Below are 19,060 nucleotides of genomic sequence, written 5' to 3'. Positions count from 1 at the left end.
GGGCCCGGCAGGACGAGGCGGCCCGCGCGCCGCCCAGCCCCCCCCGGCTGCGACGGGCCGCGAGCCCGCTACGCGGCTGCCCGCAATTCCAGCCGGGCACCGAACTCCCGCACCACCGGCTCGTCCCGGTACGGCTCCAGCCGCAGCTGGAAGTCCTCCAGGTATTCCGCGCCACGGTTCGAACGCAGCCCGCTCAGCAACTCCACGGCCTGTGTGCCCGTGTGGCACGCCTGCTCGATCTCGCGCTGCTGCACCTGCGCGGTGGCCAGCAGCACCAGCCCGATGGCGCGGCGCCGCGCCCGCCCTTCGGGATGGCCGTCGACCGCTTCCTGCGCGCGCTGGCGAGCCGCGTTCGCCTGCCCCAAGTCGCGGTGGCAGTGTGCCAGTTCATCAGCGAGGTACGCCTCGTCGAAATGCTTGATCCACGCGGGGTCCTCGCCTGCACCGGAGGCGGCCCCGGCCCGCTCCATCGCGCTTACGGCACGGCCCGCCACGACCTGGAAAGCGCGCGCGTCGCCCATCAGGGCGTGCCCGCGCGCTTCCGCGGCGAAGAACATCGCCTCCGCGCGCGGCGTGACGTGCCCGCGCGCGCCTTCCTGCGCGGCTTTGGCGAGCTGGGAGATCTCCCGGGGGTTGCCCAGCGAGGCGGCCAGGTGGCTCATGCTGGCGGCCAGCACGTAACCGCCGTAACCCCGGTCGCCCGCCGCCTGGGCCAGCCGCAGCGCCTGGATGTAGTAGCGCTGCGCCAGCCCCGGCTGGCCGGTGTCGACGGCCATGTAGCCGCCCAGCTCCGTCAGCCGGGCGACGGCCGCGAACAGTTCGCGCCCGACCGACTCCCGGTACGAGCCGGCCAGCAGCCCGGAGACGACGCTGTTGAGGTAGTGGACGACGACCGGACGGACGTGGCCGCTGCCGTAGCGGTGGTCCAGTTCGCTCAGGGCCGTGGTCATGGCCCGTACGGCCTCGACGTCCGAGATGCCCACCCGGGCACCGGCGTTGCGCGCCACCTGGGGGTCGGCGCTGGTGATGAGCCAGTCGCGGCTCGGTTCGACCAGCGCGGACGCGGCCACGGTGGAGCCGCTGAGGAAATCGCGGCGGCCGACGTCGCTGCGCCACAGTTCACAGACCTGTTCGATCGCGCCGAGGACGGTGGGCGAGAACTGGAGCCCCACGCCGGACGCGAGGTTCTTGCCGTCGGCCATCCCGATCTCGTCGATGGTGACCGTGCGCCCGAGTTTGCGCCCCAGCGCCTCCGCGATGATGGCCGGGGCCCGGCCCCGCGGCTGCTGGCCGCGCAGCCAGCGGGCGACCGAGGTCTTGTCGTAGCGCAGGTCGAGGCCGTGTTCGGCGCCGCACATGTTGACGCGGCGGGCGAGTCCGGCGTTGGAACAGGCGGCTTCCTGGATGAGCGCCTGCAGCCTTTCGTTCGGCTGCCGCGCGACGAGTGGCCTGGCGGCCATGCTGCACCCCCTGATTACTGCTGCGCGTTCACCAGCGAACGCCGTACCCGTTGATCAATTCCCCGTGCATATGCCGGATATCCAGAGATATCTCAGATGTGCGTCATGTCTGCCAAAGCCTTGACTTCTGCTGGAACGGAGTGGACGGACCGGCCGGCCGGCGGATCGCTCCGCCGGATTGCGGTGTCCGGTAGGCCCTGCCGCTCCGCGCTTCGGTGGACGGTGTTCCGGGAAATCGACGCTCCGGGACCCGGCGTGCGGTGCCCGCGTTCTGCTCGCGGCGCCGCCGCCCCGGACGGCCCCGGGTTCGCTCCGGGAACGTCACGGCCGTGCCGCGGCCTTGCCGCCGGGCGGCCTCTCCGCCCGTCACGCAGGTGGCTACCCGTTCTCCGGACGCCACCCCGCACGCGCCCCCGGACATGCTTCCATGCGCCCCACGTGCGGGAACGATGCGCCGGGGTGGTGCACGTGTCGGCCGTAACCCTTGGTGACAGGGGAAGTTGTCCACCACGTGGAAGACACCATCGGAGTCACAGGAGCCTCTCAGGTCACCGAGCAGCGAGGCGAGCTGTTGATCGAAACTGCGGTGCGTTACGCGGAAGAGCGGCATTGGGACGTCCTGCCCGGCGCATGGCTGGAGGACGAGGGCGAAGTGCCGCGCTGCTCGTGCGGTGCGGCCGACTGCGCCGCGCCCGGCGCGCACCCCACGGCACCCGGCTGGGCCGGCCACGCCACCGGCAGCGCGTCGGGCGCCCGCCGCCTGTGGAGCAGGAATCCACGCGCATCGATCCTGCTGCCGACGGGCCGTACGTTCGAAGCGCTCGACGTGCCCGAGGCGGCCGGCTGCCTGGCCCTGGCCCGGATGGAACGCATGGGCCTGCAGCTCGGCCCGGTCACCAGCACCCCCGACCGCCGGATGCTGTTCTTCGTCCTGCCCGGCGCCTCAACCAAAGTGCCCGATCTCGTACGGGGCCTGGGGTGGGCGCCCGCGGCACTGGACCTGATCACCCGGGGGGACGGCGACTACGTCGCCGCGCCGCCCACGCGCATGGGGGCGCACGGGGCGGTGCAGTGGGCGCGCAGGCCCACCGCCGCCAACCGGTGGCTGCCGGACGCGGAAGAACTGATCAGCCCGCTGGCGTATGCCTGCGCGCGGGAAGCCGTGGCCGCGCGGGGGCGGTAGGTCCGTCGGCTCCGGGCGTGTGCGCCGGGCTTCCCATCCGTTCCGCGCGCCCCCTGCGTACCCCCCTCCGCTCGGCCGATCGGCCGTACGGCCGCGTCGCACACCCGCCCGTATCGTGGACCGCGGACGGGGGCACGACCGGCCCCTGCGGGGACGTGGAAGGGCAGGCCCGGTGGCCAACGAACCGGAACACATCGACCAGCCGACCGCGGTCGGCGCGACACCGGCGGAACCGGCCGCCGGGCAGGACGGGGCGGCACCGCCCGCCGTCCGCGTGCGGGGGCTGTGGAAGAAGTACGGCGAGCAGATCGCCGTCGCGGGAATCGACCTGACGCTGCCCGCGGGCCGGTTCATCGGCCTGGTCGGGCCGAACGGCGCGGGCAAGACCACCACCCTGTCGATGGTGACCGGCCTGCTGCGCCCGGACGCCGGGCAGGTGGAGATCGGCGGCCACGACGTGTGGCAGGACCCGGTCGCGGTGAAGTCCCGGATCGGCGTACTGCCCGAGGGCCTGCGCCTGTTCGAGCGACTGTCCGGCCGCGAACTGCTGGCGTACATCGGGCGGCTGCGGGGGCTGCCCGGTGCCGAGGTCGACAAGCGCGCCGACCAGCTGCTCGAAGTCCTGGACCTGTCCGGGGCGCAGAACAAGCTCGTCGTGGACTACTCGACCGGTATGCGCAAGAAGATCGGTCTGGCGGCGGCGCTGCTGCACAACCCCGAGATCCTCTTCCTGGACGAGCCGTTCGAGGGCGTGGACCCGGTGTCCGCGCAGACCATCCGCGGCGTCCTGGAGCGCTACACCTCCTCCGGCGCCACCGTCGTCTTCTCCAGCCACGTCATGGAGCTGGTGGAGTCGCTGTGCGACTGGGTGGCGGTGATGGCCGGCGGGCGCATCCGGGCGGACGGCCCGCTCGCGGAGGTACGCGGCGACGCGCCGACCCTCCAGGACGCGTTCCTCGAACTGGTCGGCGCGGGCGGCCGCGCCGCCGGACACGACCTGGACTGGCTGGGCGGCGGAGGCGCCCGATGACCTCCACCCCCTCCTCCGCGGCGCTCACCCGTACGCCCGGCGGTCCCGCCGCCGCGGCACCGGGCACGTCGCTCACCCCCGTCCTCGTCCGCCTCAAACTGTCCCTGCTGCGCAACGGGCTGCGCCAGTCGACCGGCCGGGCCATCGCGTATGTGGCGTCGCTGGCCATGTCCCTGCTGTGCGCTGCGGTCGTGCTGGTCGGGCTGGTGGTCCTGCGCGGTGTCGAGCACGCGGGCGCGCTGGGCGTGCTGCTCGTCGCGCTGCTGACGCTGGGCTGGGCGGTGATGCCGCTGTTCTTCCCGGGCGGCGACGAGACCCTGGACCCGACCCGGCTGGTCATGCTGCCGCTGCGGCCCCGGCCGCTGATCTTCTCGCTGCTGATGGTGTCCCTGGTGGGGGTCGGCCCGGTCTTCACCCTGGCGCTGGCCGTCGGCTCGGTGATCATGCTGGCGCACGGCGCGGCGGCCACGGTGACCGGTGTGCTCGCCGTGGTCCTGGTCATCCTGGTCTGTGTGGCGCTGGCGCGGGCCGTGGCCACCGCCAACGTACGGCTGCTGACCAGCCGCCGCGGCCGCGACCTGGCCGTACTGAGCGGCCTGTTCATCGCGCTCGGCGCCCAGGCCGTGAACCTCGCCTCGCAGAAGCTGTTCGGTGCGGGGGCGGCCGGGCTGTCCGCCCTGGAGGGCGCGTCCGACGTGGTGCGGTGGATTCCGCCCGCCTCGGCCGTGGACGCCGTACGCGCGGCGAGCGACGGCGCGTACGGACGCGCCGTACTGGGCCTCGCGCTGGCCGCGGTGGCGCTCGCCCTGCTGCTGTGGTGGTGGCAGCGCACGCTGACGACGGTGATGACCTCCCCCGACTCGTCCACCCTCCAGGCCGTCGAGAAGGACAGCGGACGCAAGCAGCGCGCCGCGGGCGGCGGCCTGCACCGCCTGCTGCCGGAGGGCCATACGGGCACGGTCATGGTGCGGATGCTGCGCTACGCGTGGCGCGATCCGAAGACGAAGATGGGCTGGGCGATGGCGTTCGGCGTCGGCCTGCTGATCCCGGTCGTCTCCGTCGTCCAGGGCAACGGCTCCATCTACACGGCGTTCTCCGCCTCGGCCCTGCTGGGCATGCAGATGTACAACCAGTTCGGGCAGGACACCTCGGCGTTCTGGATGGTCGCCTCGACGATCTCCACACCGCGCGACGCCTATCTGGAGCTGCGCGGGCGGGCGTTGGGCCTGGCCCTGGCCGCGGTGCCGTTCGTGACGGTGGTCGTGGTCGGCGCGGCGGCCCTCCTCGGTCCGTGGTCCGCGTTCTGGGACGTCTACGGGCTGTCGCTGGCGCTGCTCGGCTCGCTGGTGGCGACGGGCGCGCTGGCCTCGGCGCTGTTCCCGTACTCGATCCCCTCGGAGGGCAACAAGAACATCGCCCCGGGCCAGGGGGCCATCGCCTGGTTCAGCCTGTTCGGCGGGATGCTGGTGAGCGCCGTGTTCGCGGCCCCCATGGTCGGGCTGACGATCTGGCTGCACGTGGCGGGCCTGCACGGACTGCTGTGGTTGCTGGTGCCGGTGGGCGCCGCGTACGGCGTCGGCGCCGCGCTCCTGGGGATGCGGATCGCCGCGCCCCGGGTGGTGGCGCGGCTGCCGGAGATCCTGGCAGCGGTCAGCAAGGGATGAGGCAAGCTACGGGGGAGGTCCGCGGGCACGCGCCCGCGGACCTTGGGGACGGGTCCGGGCCGGGGCTGAGACAGCGGTGGGGACGGCTGCCGGTGTGGGCGCGGTGGGTCACCGCGGTGTACGCGATCGGCTTCGCCCAGGGCGCGTGCGCCCACCTGCTCGACCTGGTACGCGGCGGCATCCACGCCTACGCGGCGTACCCGCATGTGGCCTTCGAGGTCTACTTCATCAGCCTGGTGGTCCTCGACCCGCTGGCCACGCTGCTGGTGGTGCGGCTGCGGGGAGCGGGGGTGTGGCTGACGTGCGGAGTGATGACCACGGACGTCACCGCGAACTGGGCCGGCAACTGGCCGTCCATACAGGCCGACTGGACGCAGCTGCTGCGCCCGGTCGGCCTGCTGCCCATCACGCTCTTCGGCCTGTTCGTCGTCGCGACGAGCACCGCACTGCACCATGCGTTCGGCCGGGCCGCCGTTACGTGACTGAGTCGGACGCCTGGCTCGCGAGGACCGCGCGTTCTTCCTCCGGGGTGTAGCCGAGGCGGAGCGGCGGCTCGCCGCGGGCGCGGTCCCAGGCCAGCACGTCGGCCGCGGTGACCTCCAGCGGCGTCGCGGGCAGGCCCGCCCGCCGGGCGCGGGCCGCGCTGCGCTGCTGGGTCGGCCAGTTCGGGCGGACGAGCGGGAACATCGGGGGCGCGCCCTCGGGAGAGACCGGCACGATCTCGACTTCGGTACCGGCGGCCCGCGCGCAGGTCCTGATCAGCCCGCCGAGCGTCGTCGGCTCCGCCGGGCCCACTGCCTGGAAGGCACCGGGGCGGTCGTCGGTGATCAACCGCACCACCAGCCGGGCCAGATCCCGCGAGTCGACGACCTGCACCGGCTGCTCCGGGTCGCCCGGCAGCGCCACCCGGCCGCCGCGCGCGGCACGGCGCACCCAGTAGGTGAAGGTGTCCATCGAGTCGTGCGGCCCGGCCACCTTTCCCGGCCGGACGATCGTCGCCCGCGCGCCGTACCGGGCCGTCACATCGTCCTCGCAGGCCACTTTGAGCGGGCCGTACGTGGCCTCGCTCCGCTCCTCGGTGTCCCGGACCGGCGGGCGGCGCGGGGTGTCCTCGTCGCTGCCGGGGGCCAGGCCCGTACGTTCGTAGACGGCGTGGCTGGAGATGAACAGATACCGGCCGACGCGGTCGCCGAGGGCGTCCATCGCCTGCCCGACGTGGCGCGGCACATAGCCGCTGACGTCCACGACGGCGTCCCAGGCGCCCTCGCGCAGGGCCGAGTAGTCACCGGTGTCGCGGTCGCCGATGAGGCGGGTCAGCTGGGGGAACAGGTCCGGGTTGGTGCGGCCCCGGCCGAAGAGGGTCACCTCGGCACCGGTTCGCAGGGCATCCTCGACGATGGCGCGCCCGACGAAGGACGTGCCGCCAAGTACAAGAAGGTGCATGGTTTTCGACCCTAGTGGGGGTCCGGTGGCCGCGGCAGGGAAATACGGGCGGTCCGCGGCCCCGGTGCGCCGCGGGGTCAGTCCGGGAGGACGGATTCCAGGAACGGGTCGAGGACGGCCCGCCACTCCTCGGGGGCCTCCCAGGGGAGCCAGTGCCCGGCGTCCGGTATCTCGGCGTAGACGCCGCGCGGGAGGACACGGACCATCTCCTGGGCCTCCGCGCGGCCCAGTTCGCCGTCCAGGCCGCGGACCACGAGCGTGGGGCACTGCACCAGGGCGAGATCTTCCCAGTGCGCGTCGTGGACCCAGGTCTCGCGGGCGCTGAGCATCTGGTGGCGGGAGAAGACCGGCCGCCAGCCGTCCGCGCGCTCGGCCATGACCTCGGCGAAGAACTCGCCGCGGGCGGGCATGGGACGCTCCAGGGTCGGGTCGTCCTCGCCGAACCACTTGCGGACGTCCGCGAGGGTGGCGAACGGGACCGGCCAGGAGCGGAACCAGTCCGCCCACTCCTGCTGCGAGGCCGAGCCGAGGGCCGAGGCCCGCATGTCGCAGACGACGAGCGCGCTGACGAGATCGGGGCGGCGGGCGGCTATCTGCCAGGCCGTCAGGGCGCCCATGGAGTGGCCTATCAGGATGACGGGGGCCAGGCCGAGCTGTTCGATGGCGGCGATGCCGTCGTCGACGTACGCCTCGCGGTCGTACGGACCGTCCTGGGGCTTCTCGCTGCGGCCGTGGCCGCGCTGGTCCAGCCCGACGGGGCGGCACCGGGAGCCGAGCCAGCGGGCGGTCTCGGCCCAGTGCGACGCACGCCCCATCAGGCCGTGCAGGAGGAGCACCCCCGGGCGGCCCCGCTCACCCTCCTCCCCTCCCCCGCCGGGCTTCGGCGGATCGGTGAACTCCCAGGCGGCGAGCCGGACACCGCCGGCTCCCGTCACGTCGATACGGCGCACCATGGGTCCTGGCACCCCCATTCGGTCTTCGAGCAGCCCCACACTATCGAACCTCTATTCGAGTAGGCCGTTTCTGCGCTCAATAACCCTCGTTCGGGTGACCACGCCCAAGGGTTGCCGGTCGTCGCCGAGGGGAGACACGTAGCGGGAGGCGGGCCCCTCCGGGAAGGGGGCCCACGGGAAAAGACCCTGAGAGCTCGGGGCTCCGGGTCTTGGCGGGGGGACATGGGGAGGCGGGGCCCCGGCTGCTCGCAGCGCCGGGGCCCCGGATGTGCGCGGGGCGGCGGGCGCTGTTCCACCGGACGGTCCACAACCCCTCACGACTTGCCGAAGTCGTGGCAGGCGCCAAGGCCGCGCCCCGCGCGATCGCCGCGGTACGCATGAGGCGGGCGGCGCGGACGCACTCGCCACCGCCGCCGGCGCTGTCCGCGGCCGCCGGACCGGGGACCCCGGTGGACCGTCCCTCACCCGAGCCCCCTCCCCGACCCGGGCCCGCGGCGGCAGGGAGCATCCTGCCCGGTTCTCCTCAGCCGCCTCGCCCCAGGCCATAGGCACCACACGTCATGAGCCGCCGTGCTCGCGCGCGCACGCCGCGCGGCTCCCGCCCGCCATCGCGCACGTGCTCAGCGCCAGGGTGACACGCCACCGCCCGCCGCGCTCGCGGTTCGCCAACTCCGTCCGGCGGCGCGGCCGTTGAACGCCGCGCCGGACCGGCCGTCACGCCAGGTCAGCCGGGGGACGGGCGGCCCTACGAGGTCAGCGCTTGGCCACGAAAACGTGGGCGGCGATCTCGGATTCCAGCTCCGCGGCCTCGCCGCTGCTGCCGATGAGCACACCGGAGGGCGACTCGGTCACGCTGACCACCGCGCCCGGCTGCACACCGGCCCGCCGCAGCGTGTACATGAGCTGGGCGTCCGCCTGAATGGGCTCGCCGATGCGGCGCACCACGACCGTCTTGCCGTCCGCGCCGGCCTCCAGGTCCATCAGGCTCACCATGCCGGCGTCCAGGAACGGGTCGGCCTCGGCCTTCTCGCCCAGTTCCTCCAGGCCCGGGATGGGGTTGCCGTACGGCGACTCCGTCGGATGCCGCAGCAGCTCGACGACGCGGCGCTCGACCGCCTCGCTCATCACGTGCTCCCAGCGGCACGCCTCGGCGTGCACCTGCTCCCACTCCAGGCCGATGACGTCGACGAGCAGGCACTCGGCGAGGCGGTGCTTGCGCATGACGCGGGTCGCCAGCCGGCGGCCCTCCTCGGTCAGCTCCAGATGACGGTCGCCCGCGACCGTGAGCAGGCCGTCGCGCTCCATGCGCGCCACGGTCTGGCTGACCGTCGGGCCGCTCTGTTCGAGCCGCTCCGCGATCCGGGCGCGCATCGGGACCACACCTTCCTCTTCCAGCTCAAGGATGGTGCGGAGATACATCTCCGTGGTGTCGATCAGTCCGGACATGCGTGCCCCTCGATGTGTCGTGCGGTGGCCCTGACCTCAATTCTGACGCATCCCACTGACAACGGTTCCGCGTCCGCTCCGGCCGCCGCCGCCCGGGACCCCGGTACGGCGGCCGCCACCCTGCGGCGGGACGGCAACCGGGCGACGCCCGGGCGGCCGGAAGGTTGCCTCCCGGTCGCGAGCGGCGGCGTACACCGTATTGACAGGGCACTGGTCCAGACCGCAACGTGATCCGCGCCACGGGCGAGGACCGACGGGGACCGCGGGGACTGGTGGGGGCGGCGCTTCCCGGCGCCGGCCGGGCGCCGGTACGTGCCGGAACGCGTCGGAACACGTCAGAACGTGGACAAACGTACGAGGACCAACGTACAAGACCGAGGAACACCGACGAGAGGGGCCCCGCGGCGATGGGCGAGAGCAACCGGTTGGCCGGGCAGTACTTCGACGCCGCGATCGAGCTGCTGCGCCGCGTGCGCGACGAGGAGGACGAGCGGATCGGCGCGGCCGGCACGCTGATCGCCGACACCGTCGAGGCGGGCGGCCGGGTCTTCGTCTTCGGCGCCGGGCACTCCTCGCTCCCCGCCCAGGACACCGTCTACCGGGCCGGCGGGCTCGCGATCATGAACCTGCTGACCGTGCCGGGCGTGGTCGGCGTCGACGTACGGCCCGCCACGCTCGGCAGCGCGCTGGAGCGGGTGGACGGGCTGGCCGGGGCGGTCCTGGACACCAGCCCCCTGGAGGCCGGTGACGTGCTGATCGTCATCTCGCTCTCCGGGCGCAACTCGCTGCCCGTGGAGATGGCGATGAACGCGCGGTCGCTCGGCCTGAAGGTCATCGGGCTGACCTCGCTGGCGTACGCGGACGAGACCAGGTCCCGGCACGTCTCGGGCACCTTCCTCAGGGACCACTGCGACCTGGTCCTGGACAGCAAGATCCCGGTGGGCGACGCGGAGTTGACGGTGCCGGGCATCGAGGCGCCGTTCGCGCCCGCCTCCACGGTCGTCACCAGCGCGATCATGCAGTCGGTGGTCGCGACGGCCGCCGGGGTGCTGGCCGACCGGGGCATCGAGCCGCCGCTGCTGCGCTCCGGGAACGTGGACGGCGGGCACGACTGGAACGGCCGGGTGATGCGGGAGTACGCGGACCGGATCTACTACCGGCAGTAGCGGCCGGTCCGGCGGTCTACGGCTCCCGCCCCGCGGGGCCGCCCGCCAGGTCCAGCGCCGCCGCGATCCGGGACGCGACGTCTTCCGCGTACGACGCGTCCGCCCGGTCGAACGGGCGCCGGGAGGGGCCGCGCAGGAACGTCGCCACGCCCAGCGTCCGCCCCCGGCTGCGCAGCACGACACACAGGCCGTGCACCGTGCCGTCCGGCCATTTGCGGGCCGCGGCCCAGCCCTCCGCGATCGCCGGGCCCGCGCCGGCCCGTACCGAACCGCACCGCTCCAGGGCCTGGGCGGCCGGGTGGCCCGGGCCGTAGGCCACCGGGATGCCGGTCGGCGGCATGGCCTCGGAGGGGCCGGGCGCGCCGGCGGGCGAGGCGATGGCCCGTACGAGGGCGGGCGGGCCGGCCGCGTCCGGGCCGACGGGGGACCCACCGGTGTCGCCGCCGCCCACCACATCGATCAGCCCGTGATCGGCGAACCCGGCGAGGGCGAAGTCGAGGTGGACCGCCGCCGCCTCCATCGGGTCCTCGCACTCCCCCGCCGCCCGGCCCGCGCGGTGCAGCTGCTGGGCGCGGAAGCGCAGCAGCGAGGCTTCCTGTTCGGCGCGCTTGGCGTCCGTGACGTCCTGGAAGATCCAGCCCACGCCGAGGGGCACCGGCTCCTCCGCCAGCGGCGAGGCCAGCCGGACGAAGCCGCTGCGCCAGCACCGGCGGGTCTGTTCGACCTCGTCGGACCGGAGCGTCACCCACAGCTCGGCGGCGGCCGGCGGCGTGCCCTCCGCCAGGACGTGGGTCAGGGCGCTCTCCAGTTCCTCCACGCCCTGGGTCAGCAGATCGCCCAGCGGGCGCCCCAGGACGGCCGTACGGCCCATCCCCAGGGCGCGGGCGGCGTGCGCGTTGACGACGGCGGGGCGCAGGTCGGCGTCGACCAGCACGACGCCCCAGGAGGCGTCCACGAAGAGCGCCTCGCTCAGGGCGATGGAACGCTCCAGGTCGATCTGCGCGTGCACCTCGCTGAACGCGCAGTACACGCCCGCCGCCCGGCCGTCGGGCCCGAGCACGGCGGAGGACTGGGTACGCACCAGGACGCGGCGCCCGTCCTTCGTCAGCAGCGCGAACTCGTGGACCTGGCGTCCGGGCGAGCGGGTCGCCGCGAGCAGGTCGGCCTCGACCTCGTCGGCGTCCTCCTTGCGGACCGCCCATCCGGCCAGGCCCTGCCGGCCGACGGCCTCGGCCGCAGTCCAGCCGAGCAGCCGCTCGGCCTCGCGGTTCCAGTGGGTGACCGCGCCGTCCGCGCCGAAGGCGCACAGCGCGGCGTCCATCCCGTCCAGCAGGGCGGCGAGCAGACCGGAGTCCTCGCTGTCCGGCTGCGGGTCCGGACCGTCGCCGGGCACGGCGCCCGCGCACGCGTCGTCCGGCGGGCCGCCCCGGTCCGCGGCCCGCCCCGGCCCCCCGGGCGGTACGGGCTCGAAGCGGTGCGACGAGGACGACGAAGAGGACGACGAAGACGAAGCAGCCACTGGCACCCCCTACGAACGCGGCCGCACGTGCCGCACGTCGGATCATTCAACTGGAACGTGACGCGGGCCACACCCCATTCGGCGAAATCGCCGCCCGGGGAAATTCGGTTGTGCGGCCCCGGGGCCGGTTCCTAGGGTGTGAGGCACACGAGAAGGGAGGTGGTTCGGCAGATGATTTCTTACCGGACGCGTGAGGTGACTGCGGGCTAGCGGCCCGTCGTCGCACTCAGTGTGCAGCGCCGGACCAGCGCAGGAGTCAGCTGCGCAGCCGGCCCAATTCCCAGCAGTCACCCGACCCGCGGGCTGCCGGTTCGTCCGACCGGCCCTTCGCGCCTCAGGCGCGGGGGAAGCAGCCCGCGGGTCGTCTGCGTTCGCGGGCGCTTCGCGGTCACGGACGCCGCGCGGGTACGGACGCGCCCGTACCCGCCCCGGCCCTCAGGGCGCCAGCCGTACGACGGCCCAGCCGTCCCCGTCCCCCTGCCGCTCGTAGCGCAGCCGGTCATGGAGGCGGTTCTCCCGGCCCTGCCAGAACTCGACGGTCTCGGCGACGACCCGGATGCCACCCCAGTGCGGCGGCGCGGGCACCTGCTCGCCCTCCGGGTAACGGGCCGCCAGCTCGGCCCAGCCGCGCTCCAGTTCGGCGCGGGAGGCGACCGGCGCCGACTGGTCGCTGGCCCAGGCGCCCAGCTGTGATCCGTGCGGGCGGGTGCGGAAGTACGCGGCGGTCTCGTCGCGGCCGATGCGGGCGGCCGGTCCTGTGATGATCACCTGGCGGGCCAGCGGGTGCCACGGGAAGAGCAGCGAGGCGTACGGATTCTCCGCCAGGTCGCGGCCCTTGCGGCTGGTGTAGTTGGTGAAGAACACGAAGCCGTGCTCGTCGTAGCGCTTGAGCAGCACGGTCCTTGAGCTGGGGCGGCCGGCGGCGTCGGCGGTCGAGACGACCATCGCGTTCGGTTCGTGCAGTCCGCTCGCGGCCGCTTCCTTGAACCAGCGCGCGAACTGGTCGTACGGGCTGGGGGCGAGGTCTGCCCCGTCGAGTCCCTCGGCGCGGTACTGCGCCCGCATGGCGGAGGGATCGAACGGATCGGGGAGCGGCGTGTCGGCGGAGTGCACGGCCACATCTTGCAGCATGGAGGGCTGTTGGGGCAGCCGGGCGGCAGGGAAGTCTGCCCTTCGACGGCCCGGCGTAACCCTCCCGTAAGCGAATCGCCCGGTGTGCCGGATCTCACGCTTCCCGGTAAGTGCCGGACCGGCCAAAATCGTGCCGCGCGCCACTGTGGCGCGGCGACGGCGCGGGATATCGTGTCCGCCCTGAAGTGATCGAAGTGACGTGCTCCGGGCGGGATGCCACGGGTGCCGGTCGGGTGACCAACACCCGCGCGGGGCATGACGGGAGTGACCGGTACGGACCGCGAGCCGCAGGGTGGCCGCGTACCCGGACCGGCGCCCGGCCGGCCGCGCGGCGTCCCGCGAACCGCCGACCCGGCCGGCCTGACCTGACAGATCTTGAACGCACGGCATCTTGGTCATGAGCCGCATGTCGTCCACATCTTGAGGAGCCGCCTGATGTCCGACTTCGTACCCGGACTCGAAGGAGTCGTCGCGTTCGAGACGGAGATCGCCGAACCGGACAAGGAAGGCGGCGCGCTCCGGTACCGCGGTGTCGACATCGAGGACCTCGTCGGGAAGGTCTCCTTCGGGAACGTGTGGGGGCTGCTGGTCGACGGATCGTTCAACCCCGGGCTGCCGCCGGCCGAGCCGTTCCCGATCCCGGTCCACTCGGGTGACATCCGGGTGGACGTGCAGTCCGCGCTGGCCATGCTCGCGCCGGTGTGGGGCCTGAAACCGCTGCTGGACACCGATGAGCAGACGGCACGGGACGAGCTGGCGCGGGCCGCGGTCATGGCGCTGTCGTACGTCGCGCAGTCGGCGCGCGGGCAGGGCCTGCCGATGGTGCCGCAGAAGGAGATCGACAAGGCCGGGACCGTCGTCGAGCGCTTCATGAAGCGGTGGCGGGGCGAGCCGGACCCCAAGCACGTCGCGGCCGTGGACGCGTACTGGACCTCGGCGGCCGAGCACGGCATGAACGCATCCACCTTCACGGCCCGGGTCATCGCCTCGACCGGGGCCGATGTGGCGGCGGCGCTGTCCGGCGCGGTGGGCGCGATGTCCGGGCCGCTGCACGGCGGGGCGCCCTCCCGGGTCCTCGGCATGATCGAGGAGATCGAGCGGACGGGTGACGCGACGGCCTATGTGAAGCGGGCGCTGGACCGCGGCGAGCGGCTGATGGGCTTCGGCCACCGGGTGTACCGCGCCGAGGACCCGCGGGCGCGGGTGCTGCGGCGCACGGCGCGCGAACTGGGCGCGCCGCGCTTCGAGGTCGCGGAGGCACTGGAGAAGGCCGCCCTGGAGGAGCTGCACAACCGCCGCCCGGACCGCGTCCTGGCGACGAATGTGGAGTTCTGGGCGGCGATCGTGCTGGACTTCGCGGAGGTTCCGGCGCACATGTTCACGTCGATGTTCACCTGTGCCCGTACGGCGGGCTGGAGCGCGCACATCCTGGAGCAGAAGCGGACCGGCCGCCTGGTCCGGCCGTCGGCCACGTACGTGGGCCCGGGGCCGCGCGGTCCGGAAGCGGTGGACGGCTACACGCTGCCCGCCTGACGGGCCGGGCGCTCCTGGCGCCGTACGGCGTCCTCCGTGACGGGCGTGAAGAGGTTGACCAGGTTGCCGTCGGGGTCCCGCAGGAGCAGGGAGCGGTTGCCCCACGGCATGGTCGTCGGCTGCTGGACGAAGGCGCGGCCGGCGGCGGCCAGGCGACGGTGTTCCGCGTCCACGTCCGGGACGCGGAACTCGATGATCACCGAGTGATTGGCGGCGGCCCGTGCGGTGCCCTCCCCGAACAGGGCCACCGTGCGGCTGCCGGCGATCGCCAGCGTGCCGGACGGCATGACGAGTTCGGCGAATTCCGGGGTGGCCCACTCGGCCCGTACGCCGGTGACGTGCTCGTAGAACTCGACGAGGCGGGCGACATCGTCGGTGATCATGCGGAGGGAGACGAGGTTCATGGTGCGGCTTTCTGGCGTAGGGACATGCGCCCGGATCTGCGGGCTCCGCTCACGCTAGGACCCATACCGGACAGATTCCGCCCGGTATGGGCGGCAGACTTTCCGGGTGACCACTTCGACCACCGCCCGGGTGCTCGCCCTGCTGGAAATCCTCCAGGGCGGCGGCGTCCGTACCGTTCCCGAGCTGGCCGCCCGCCTCGGCGTCGACGAGCGCACCGTCCGCCGCTACGTCGGCCACCTGCTGGACCTGGACATCCCTGTCGACGCGGTGCGGGGCCGCTACGGCGGCTACCGGCTCGCCCCCGGCTACCGAATGCCCCCGCTGATGCTCACCGACGAGGAAGCCCTTGCCGTGCTGCTCGGCCTGCTCGCAGGGCAGCGCGGCGGGCCGGGCGCCGCCTCCGCGGCGGCCGGTGAGAGCGCCGCGGCGAAGGTGCGGCGGGTGCTGCCGGTGGCCCTGCGGCGGCGGCTGGAAGCGCTGCTGGAGACGGCCGACTTCACCGAGCGGCCCCGTCCCGCCGCCCCGCCGGAGGCGGCGGTGCTGCTCGAACTCGCCGAGGCCGTACGCAGGCAGCGGCCGGTGGCGTTCGCGTACACCGACCGCAAGGGTGACGACAGTGCCCGTACGGTCCTGCCGTACGGTCTCGTGGCGCACTCCGGGCGGTGGTACCTGACCGGGGCAGGCCGGGACGGCGGAGAGATGCGGATCTTCCGGCTGGACCGGATCGTCTCCGTCCGCATACTGTCCGGTTCGTTCGAGGTTCCGGACGGTTTCGACCCGGCGGCGACCGTCCTCGACCATCTCGCCCGTACACCGTGGAAACACGATGTGTCGCTGCGCGTCCGCGGCACCGTCGAGCACATCCGGAGCCACCTCCCGGCCGGGATCGCCGCCCTCTCCCACGACGGGCCCGACCCGTCCGGCGACGGGTCCGAATGGGTCCGCGTCCGCATCCGGGCCGAGCGGCTGGACTGGATTCCGCCCGTACTGGCCGCGCTGGACCGCCCGTTCGTCATCGAGCGCCCGGCCGCCCTGCGCGACCTGGTGCGCGCGCTGGCCCGGCGCCTCGGCTCGTACGCGGACGCCGGCAACGGCACCGACGATCACCCCCGCTGAGCCCCCTCAGCCCCCGTTCAGCACGGTGTCCAGAATGTGCGCCCACTGTGTCACCACGCGGTCGCGGCGGGGCTTGTCGTCGGTGAGGAGGGTGGCGAGGCCGAGGCCGCGGGACATGTCGAGGAGCCCCTGTACGGTCTCGCGGACGCCGGGGACCGACTCGTCGGCGCCCAGCAGGGCGACCGCCGTGCGGTGCGCCTCGCGGCCGACGCGCGCCTCCAGGGCGGTGACCCGCTCGCGCAGCGGCTCCTCGTCGGAAGCCGCCACCCACAGGTGCAGGGCGGCGCGGAAGAGGGGCCCCGTATAGAGGCCGACGATCTCCTCGACGACGATACGGGTGCGGGCCGACGACCCGGTGGGCGGCAGGTCGTTCGCCACCGCCTTGAGCGCGCTCTGCCGCATCTCCGCGACATGCTCGACGGCGGCCGTGAACAGATCCTCGCGGGTACGGAAATGGTGCTGGGCGGCCCCCCGCGAGACGCCCGCGCGCTCCGCGACGACGGAGACCGTACTGCCGCTCCAGCCCCGCTCGGCGAGGCAGGAGACGGCCGCTTCCAGCAGGGCGCGGCGGGTGGCGCGGCTGCGTTCCTGCTGCGGCTCCTTGGCGGCGCGGGAGGTGGTCACCGTACCCATGACGGTTCCCGGCGCTGGAGGAAGGCGGTCATGCCCTCGCGGGCCTCGTCGGAGGCGAAGAGGCGGGCCGAGGTCTCGGCGAGGGCCGCGGTGTCGCGGTCGAAGGTCCGCAGGACTTCGGCGGTGACCAGGGCCTTGGACTCCGCCAGGCCCTGCGGGGAGCCCTTGCGCAGCCCGGCCAGTACCGGTTCGAGGGCGGCGTCGGGGTCGTCGGCGGCCATCGTCACCAGGCCGGTGCGGGCCGCTTCGGCGGCGTCGAAGCGCTCGCCGGTCAGGTAGTAGCGGGACGCGGCCCGCGGGTCCATACGGGGCAGCAGGGGCATGGAGATGACGGCGGGGGCGAGGCCGAGGCGGGCCTCGGTGAAGGCGAAGGTGGCGCCGGGGCCCGCCACCGACAGGTCGCAGGCGCCGAGGAGGCCGAGGCCGCCCGCGCGTACATGGCCGGTGACCCTGGCGACGACGGGCTTGGGGAGTTCGATGATCGTCCGCAGCAGGCGGGCGAGTCCGAGCGGGCCGGAGGCCGCGGCCGCTGCGGGGTCCGTGGCCTCCGTCAGGTCCGCTCCCGCGCAGAACGTCGTCCCGGTGTGGGTGAGCAGCACGGCGCGGGTGCCGGCGGACCCGGCCGCCTCTGCCAGCGCCTCGTGGAGCTCGCCCACCAGGCGCCGGGAGAGCGCGTTGCGGTTGTGCGGGGAGTCGAGGGTCAGGACGGTGACGCCCCGGTCGTGGGCGCGCCGTACCAGCGGTCCGTCCGGGGTGGCGTCCGGTGTGGCGTCGGTCATGAGGCCGTGGAACTCCTTTCCCTGGCGCGCAGTTCGCGCCGCAGAATCTTGCCGGTGGCGGCGCGGGGCACGATGTCCGTGAACTCCACCCGCCGTACCTTCTTGTACGGGGCGACCCGCCCGGCAACGTACGCGATCACGTCCTCCTCGGTGAGCCGGGCCCCCGCCCCGCCGCGCTGCCGTACGACATACGCCTTGGGGATCTCGTTGCCGTCCGCGTCGGTGACGCCGATCACCGCGGCGTCCGCGATGCCGTCGTGGGCGAGCAGCACCGCTTCGAGGTCGGCCGGCGCGACCTGGTAGCCCTTGTATTTGATCAGCTCTTTGACGCGGTCGACGACGTGCAGCCAGCCGTCCGCGTCCACCTGCCCGATGTCGCCGGTGTGCAGCCAGCCGTCCGCGTCGATCATCGCGTCGGTCTCCGCGGGCCGCCCGAGGTAGCCCTTCATCACCTGCGGGCCGCGGATCCAGATCTCGCCGCTCTCGCCGGTGCCGAGGTCCTTGTCGGCGTCCAGGCAGCGGATGCGCATCTCGGTGCCCGGCAGCAGCTTGCCGACGGTGCCGGGCGGCGCGTCGGCGGCGCCCAGCGGCACGACATGGGTGCCGGGCGACAGCTCGGTCATGCCGTACGCCTGCATGACGGGCGGGATGCCCAGGCGCCGGGCGCAGGCGTCGGCGAGCCGGGCGTCCAGCGGGGCGGCGGCGCTGACGAGGTAGTCGAGCGAGGACAGGTCGTACTGGGTGACGGCCGGGTGCTTGGCGAGGGCCAGCACGATGGGCGGGGCCACGTACACCGCGTTGATCCGGTACTTCTCGATGGTGCGCAGGAAGTGTTCGAGGTCGAAGCGGGGCAGCACGACGACGGTGGAGCCGTTGCGCAGCGGGGAGTTCATCAGGGCGGTGAGGCCGTAGATGTGGAAGAACGGCAGTACGGCCAGCACGCGGTCGCCGGGTCCGCTGCCGACCAGCCGGTTGAGCTGGGCGAGATTGGTGGCGATGTTGCGGTGGGTGAGCATCACGCCCTTCGGGGTGCCGGTGGTGCCGGAGGAGTAGGGCAGCACGGCCACATCGTTCGCGGGGTCGATACGGACGGCCGGTTCGGGCGCGGTGGAGGCGATCATGTCGCGTACGGAGCGGTGGCCCACGGCACCGTCGCAGACGAACACCTCGGTGATGCCGCCCGCCTGCTCGGCGGCGCTGCGGGCGGTCTCCAGCAGCGGGGCGACGGTGACGATCCAGTTGGCGCCGGAGTCGCGCAACTGTTGGGCGAACTCCCCCGACGTGCACAGGGGGTGCACGGTGGTGACGGCGGCGCCGCAGCGCGAGGCGGCGTAGAAGACGGCCGGGTAGGCGATGGTGTTGGGGCTGTGCAGCGCGAGCACGTCGCCGGGCAGGACGCCCGCGTCGGCCAGGGCCGCGGCGATCCGGCGGCTCGCGCCGTCGAGTTCGGCGTAGCTGAGCGCGGTGCCGTCCTGGCCGTCGATCAGCGCGGGCAGGGCGGCGTGCTCGGTGGCCGACCGGCCCAGTACGGCTTCGTGGATCGGCAGGTCGACGGGTGCGACATCGGCGTACTGACTGTGAAAGACCATGGCCATCCCC

At 73.5% G+C, this 19,060-nt stretch carries 17 protein-coding genes; 7 read left to right on the top strand and 10 right to left on the bottom strand.

Translation table 11 applies throughout. From position 1 onward, the window contains the following. Nucleotides 1-68: 68 nt before the first annotated feature. Nucleotides 69-1,460: a hypothetical protein gene (locus tag ADK86_RS11350; RefSeq protein ID WP_030598411.1), complete on the bottom strand. Its 1,392-nt coding sequence runs from the start codon at nucleotides 1,458-1,460 to the stop codon at nucleotides 69-71. A 511-nt stretch (nucleotides 1,461-1,971) separates the two neighbouring features. Between ADK86_RS11350 and ADK86_RS11345 the strand changes: the two genes are divergently transcribed. From ADK86_RS11345 to ADK86_RS11330, 4 genes are all read left to right on the top strand, one after another. Next, nucleotides 1,972-2,643, top strand: a complete 672-nt coding sequence (locus tag ADK86_RS11345) for a bifunctional DNA primase/polymerase (protein WP_053696466.1) — start codon at nucleotides 1,972-1,974, stop codon at nucleotides 2,641-2,643. Between the two features lie 172 nt (nucleotides 2,644-2,815). Beyond that, complete coding sequence (locus tag ADK86_RS11340) at nucleotides 2,816-3,673, top strand: ABC transporter ATP-binding protein (RefSeq protein WP_053696465.1); 858 nt, start codon at nucleotides 2,816-2,818, stop codon at nucleotides 3,671-3,673. Next, a complete protein-coding gene (locus ADK86_RS11335; protein WP_053696464.1) occupies nucleotides 3,670-5,337 on the top strand; it encodes a hypothetical protein in 1,668 nt (555 codons plus the stop codon). The genes ADK86_RS11340 and ADK86_RS11335 overlap by 4 nt, the downstream gene beginning before the upstream one ends. A 92-nt stretch (nucleotides 5,338-5,429) precedes the next feature. After that, nucleotides 5,430-5,819: a hypothetical protein gene (locus tag ADK86_RS11330; RefSeq protein ID WP_107088454.1), complete on the top strand. Its 390-nt coding sequence runs from the start codon at nucleotides 5,430-5,432 to the stop codon at nucleotides 5,817-5,819. Here the strand turns inward: ADK86_RS11330 and ADK86_RS11325 are convergent. The 3 genes from ADK86_RS11325 to ADK86_RS11315 form a co-directional block, all read right to left on the bottom strand. Then, the gene (locus ADK86_RS11325; RefSeq protein ID WP_053696462.1) at nucleotides 5,812-6,780 is read right to left on the bottom strand and encodes an NAD-dependent epimerase/dehydratase family protein; all 969 of its coding nucleotides are present in this window, start codon (nucleotides 6,778-6,780) and stop codon (nucleotides 5,812-5,814) included. The two genes, ADK86_RS11330 and ADK86_RS11325, sit on opposite strands and share 8 nt — an antisense overlap. Nucleotides 6,781-6,857: 77 nt before the next feature. Beyond that, entirely contained in the window at nucleotides 6,858-7,733 is an 876-nt protein-coding gene (locus tag ADK86_RS11320; RefSeq protein ID WP_053696461.1) for an alpha/beta fold hydrolase, read from the bottom strand. Nucleotides 7,734-8,486: 753 nt separating this feature from the next. Further along, nucleotides 8,487-9,179 (bottom strand): metal-dependent transcriptional regulator, encoded by a 693-nt coding sequence (locus tag ADK86_RS11315; protein ID WP_030598393.1) that lies wholly within the window; start codon nucleotides 9,177-9,179, stop codon nucleotides 8,487-8,489. A 407-nt stretch (nucleotides 9,180-9,586) separates the two neighbouring features. Here ADK86_RS11315 and ADK86_RS11310 point away from each other — a divergent pair, with 407 nt between their 5' ends. After that, the gene (locus ADK86_RS11310; RefSeq protein ID WP_053696460.1) at nucleotides 9,587-10,345 is read left to right on the top strand and encodes an SIS domain-containing protein; all 759 of its coding nucleotides are present in this window, start codon (nucleotides 9,587-9,589) and stop codon (nucleotides 10,343-10,345) included. A 16-nt stretch (nucleotides 10,346-10,361) separates the two neighbouring features. Here the strand turns inward: ADK86_RS11310 and ADK86_RS11305 are convergent, their stop codons facing one another. Then, nucleotides 10,362-11,738 carry a PAS domain-containing protein gene (locus tag ADK86_RS11305; RefSeq protein WP_053696459.1) on the bottom strand — a complete coding sequence of 459 codons (1,377 nt, stop codon included), beginning with the start codon at nucleotides 11,736-11,738 and terminating at the stop codon, nucleotides 10,362-10,364. 561 nt (nucleotides 11,739-12,299) lie between these two features. Beyond that, entirely contained in the window at nucleotides 12,300-12,995 is a 696-nt protein-coding gene (gene pdxH / locus ADK86_RS11300; RefSeq protein ID WP_234345801.1) for a pyridoxamine 5'-phosphate oxidase, read from the bottom strand. A gap of 435 nt (nucleotides 12,996-13,430) precedes the next feature. On the opposite strand from pdxH, the gene ADK86_RS11295 reads away from it, so the two are divergent. Further along, nucleotides 13,431-14,528, top strand: a complete 1,098-nt coding sequence (locus ADK86_RS11295) for a citrate synthase 2 (RefSeq protein ID WP_053696458.1) — start codon at nucleotides 13,431-13,433, stop codon at nucleotides 14,526-14,528. On the opposite strand, the gene ADK86_RS11290 is transcribed toward ADK86_RS11295, so the two are convergent. Then, the gene (locus ADK86_RS11290) at nucleotides 14,510-14,932 is read right to left on the bottom strand and encodes a VOC family protein (protein WP_053696457.1); all 423 of its coding nucleotides are present in this window, start codon (nucleotides 14,930-14,932) and stop codon (nucleotides 14,510-14,512) included. The two genes, ADK86_RS11295 and ADK86_RS11290, sit on opposite strands and share 19 nt — an antisense overlap. Before the next feature lie 106 nt (nucleotides 14,933-15,038). Here ADK86_RS11290 and ADK86_RS11285 point away from each other — a divergent pair, with 106 nt between their 5' ends. Continuing rightward, on the top strand, nucleotides 15,039-16,049 hold the full coding sequence (locus ADK86_RS11285) for a helix-turn-helix transcriptional regulator (RefSeq protein ID WP_234345800.1): 1,011 nt from the start codon (nucleotides 15,039-15,041) through the stop codon (nucleotides 16,047-16,049). 6 nt (nucleotides 16,050-16,055) lie between these two features. Here ADK86_RS11285 and ADK86_RS11280 read toward each other — a convergent pair whose 3' ends face one another. From ADK86_RS11280 to ADK86_RS11270, 3 genes are read right to left on the bottom strand one after another with little or no spacing between them, the layout of a single operon-like run. Next, the gene (locus tag ADK86_RS11280; RefSeq protein WP_053696456.1) at nucleotides 16,056-16,682 is read right to left on the bottom strand and encodes a TetR/AcrR family transcriptional regulator; all 627 of its coding nucleotides are present in this window, start codon (nucleotides 16,680-16,682) and stop codon (nucleotides 16,056-16,058) included. After that, nucleotides 16,670-17,461, bottom strand: a complete 792-nt coding sequence (locus ADK86_RS11275) for an enoyl-CoA hydratase family protein (protein ID WP_053696455.1) — start codon at nucleotides 17,459-17,461, stop codon at nucleotides 16,670-16,672. Before ADK86_RS11275 ends, ADK86_RS11280 begins: the two co-directional genes overlap by 13 nt. Then, nucleotides 17,458-19,050: a 4-coumarate--CoA ligase family protein gene (locus ADK86_RS11270; protein WP_053696492.1), complete on the bottom strand. Its 1,593-nt coding sequence runs from the start codon at nucleotides 19,048-19,050 to the stop codon at nucleotides 17,458-17,460. The genes ADK86_RS11275 and ADK86_RS11270 overlap by 4 nt, the downstream gene beginning before the upstream one ends. Between the last annotated feature and the right edge of the window lie 10 nt (nucleotides 19,051-19,060).

The organism is Streptomyces sp. NRRL F-5755, assembly GCF_001279365.1.
GTDB classification, from domain to species: domain Bacteria; phylum Actinomycetota; class Actinomycetes; order Streptomycetales; family Streptomycetaceae; genus Streptomyces; species Streptomyces rimosus.
The sequence above is the reverse complement of the archived record's forward strand: the minus strand, read 5'-3'. Positions and strand labels throughout refer to the sequence as shown.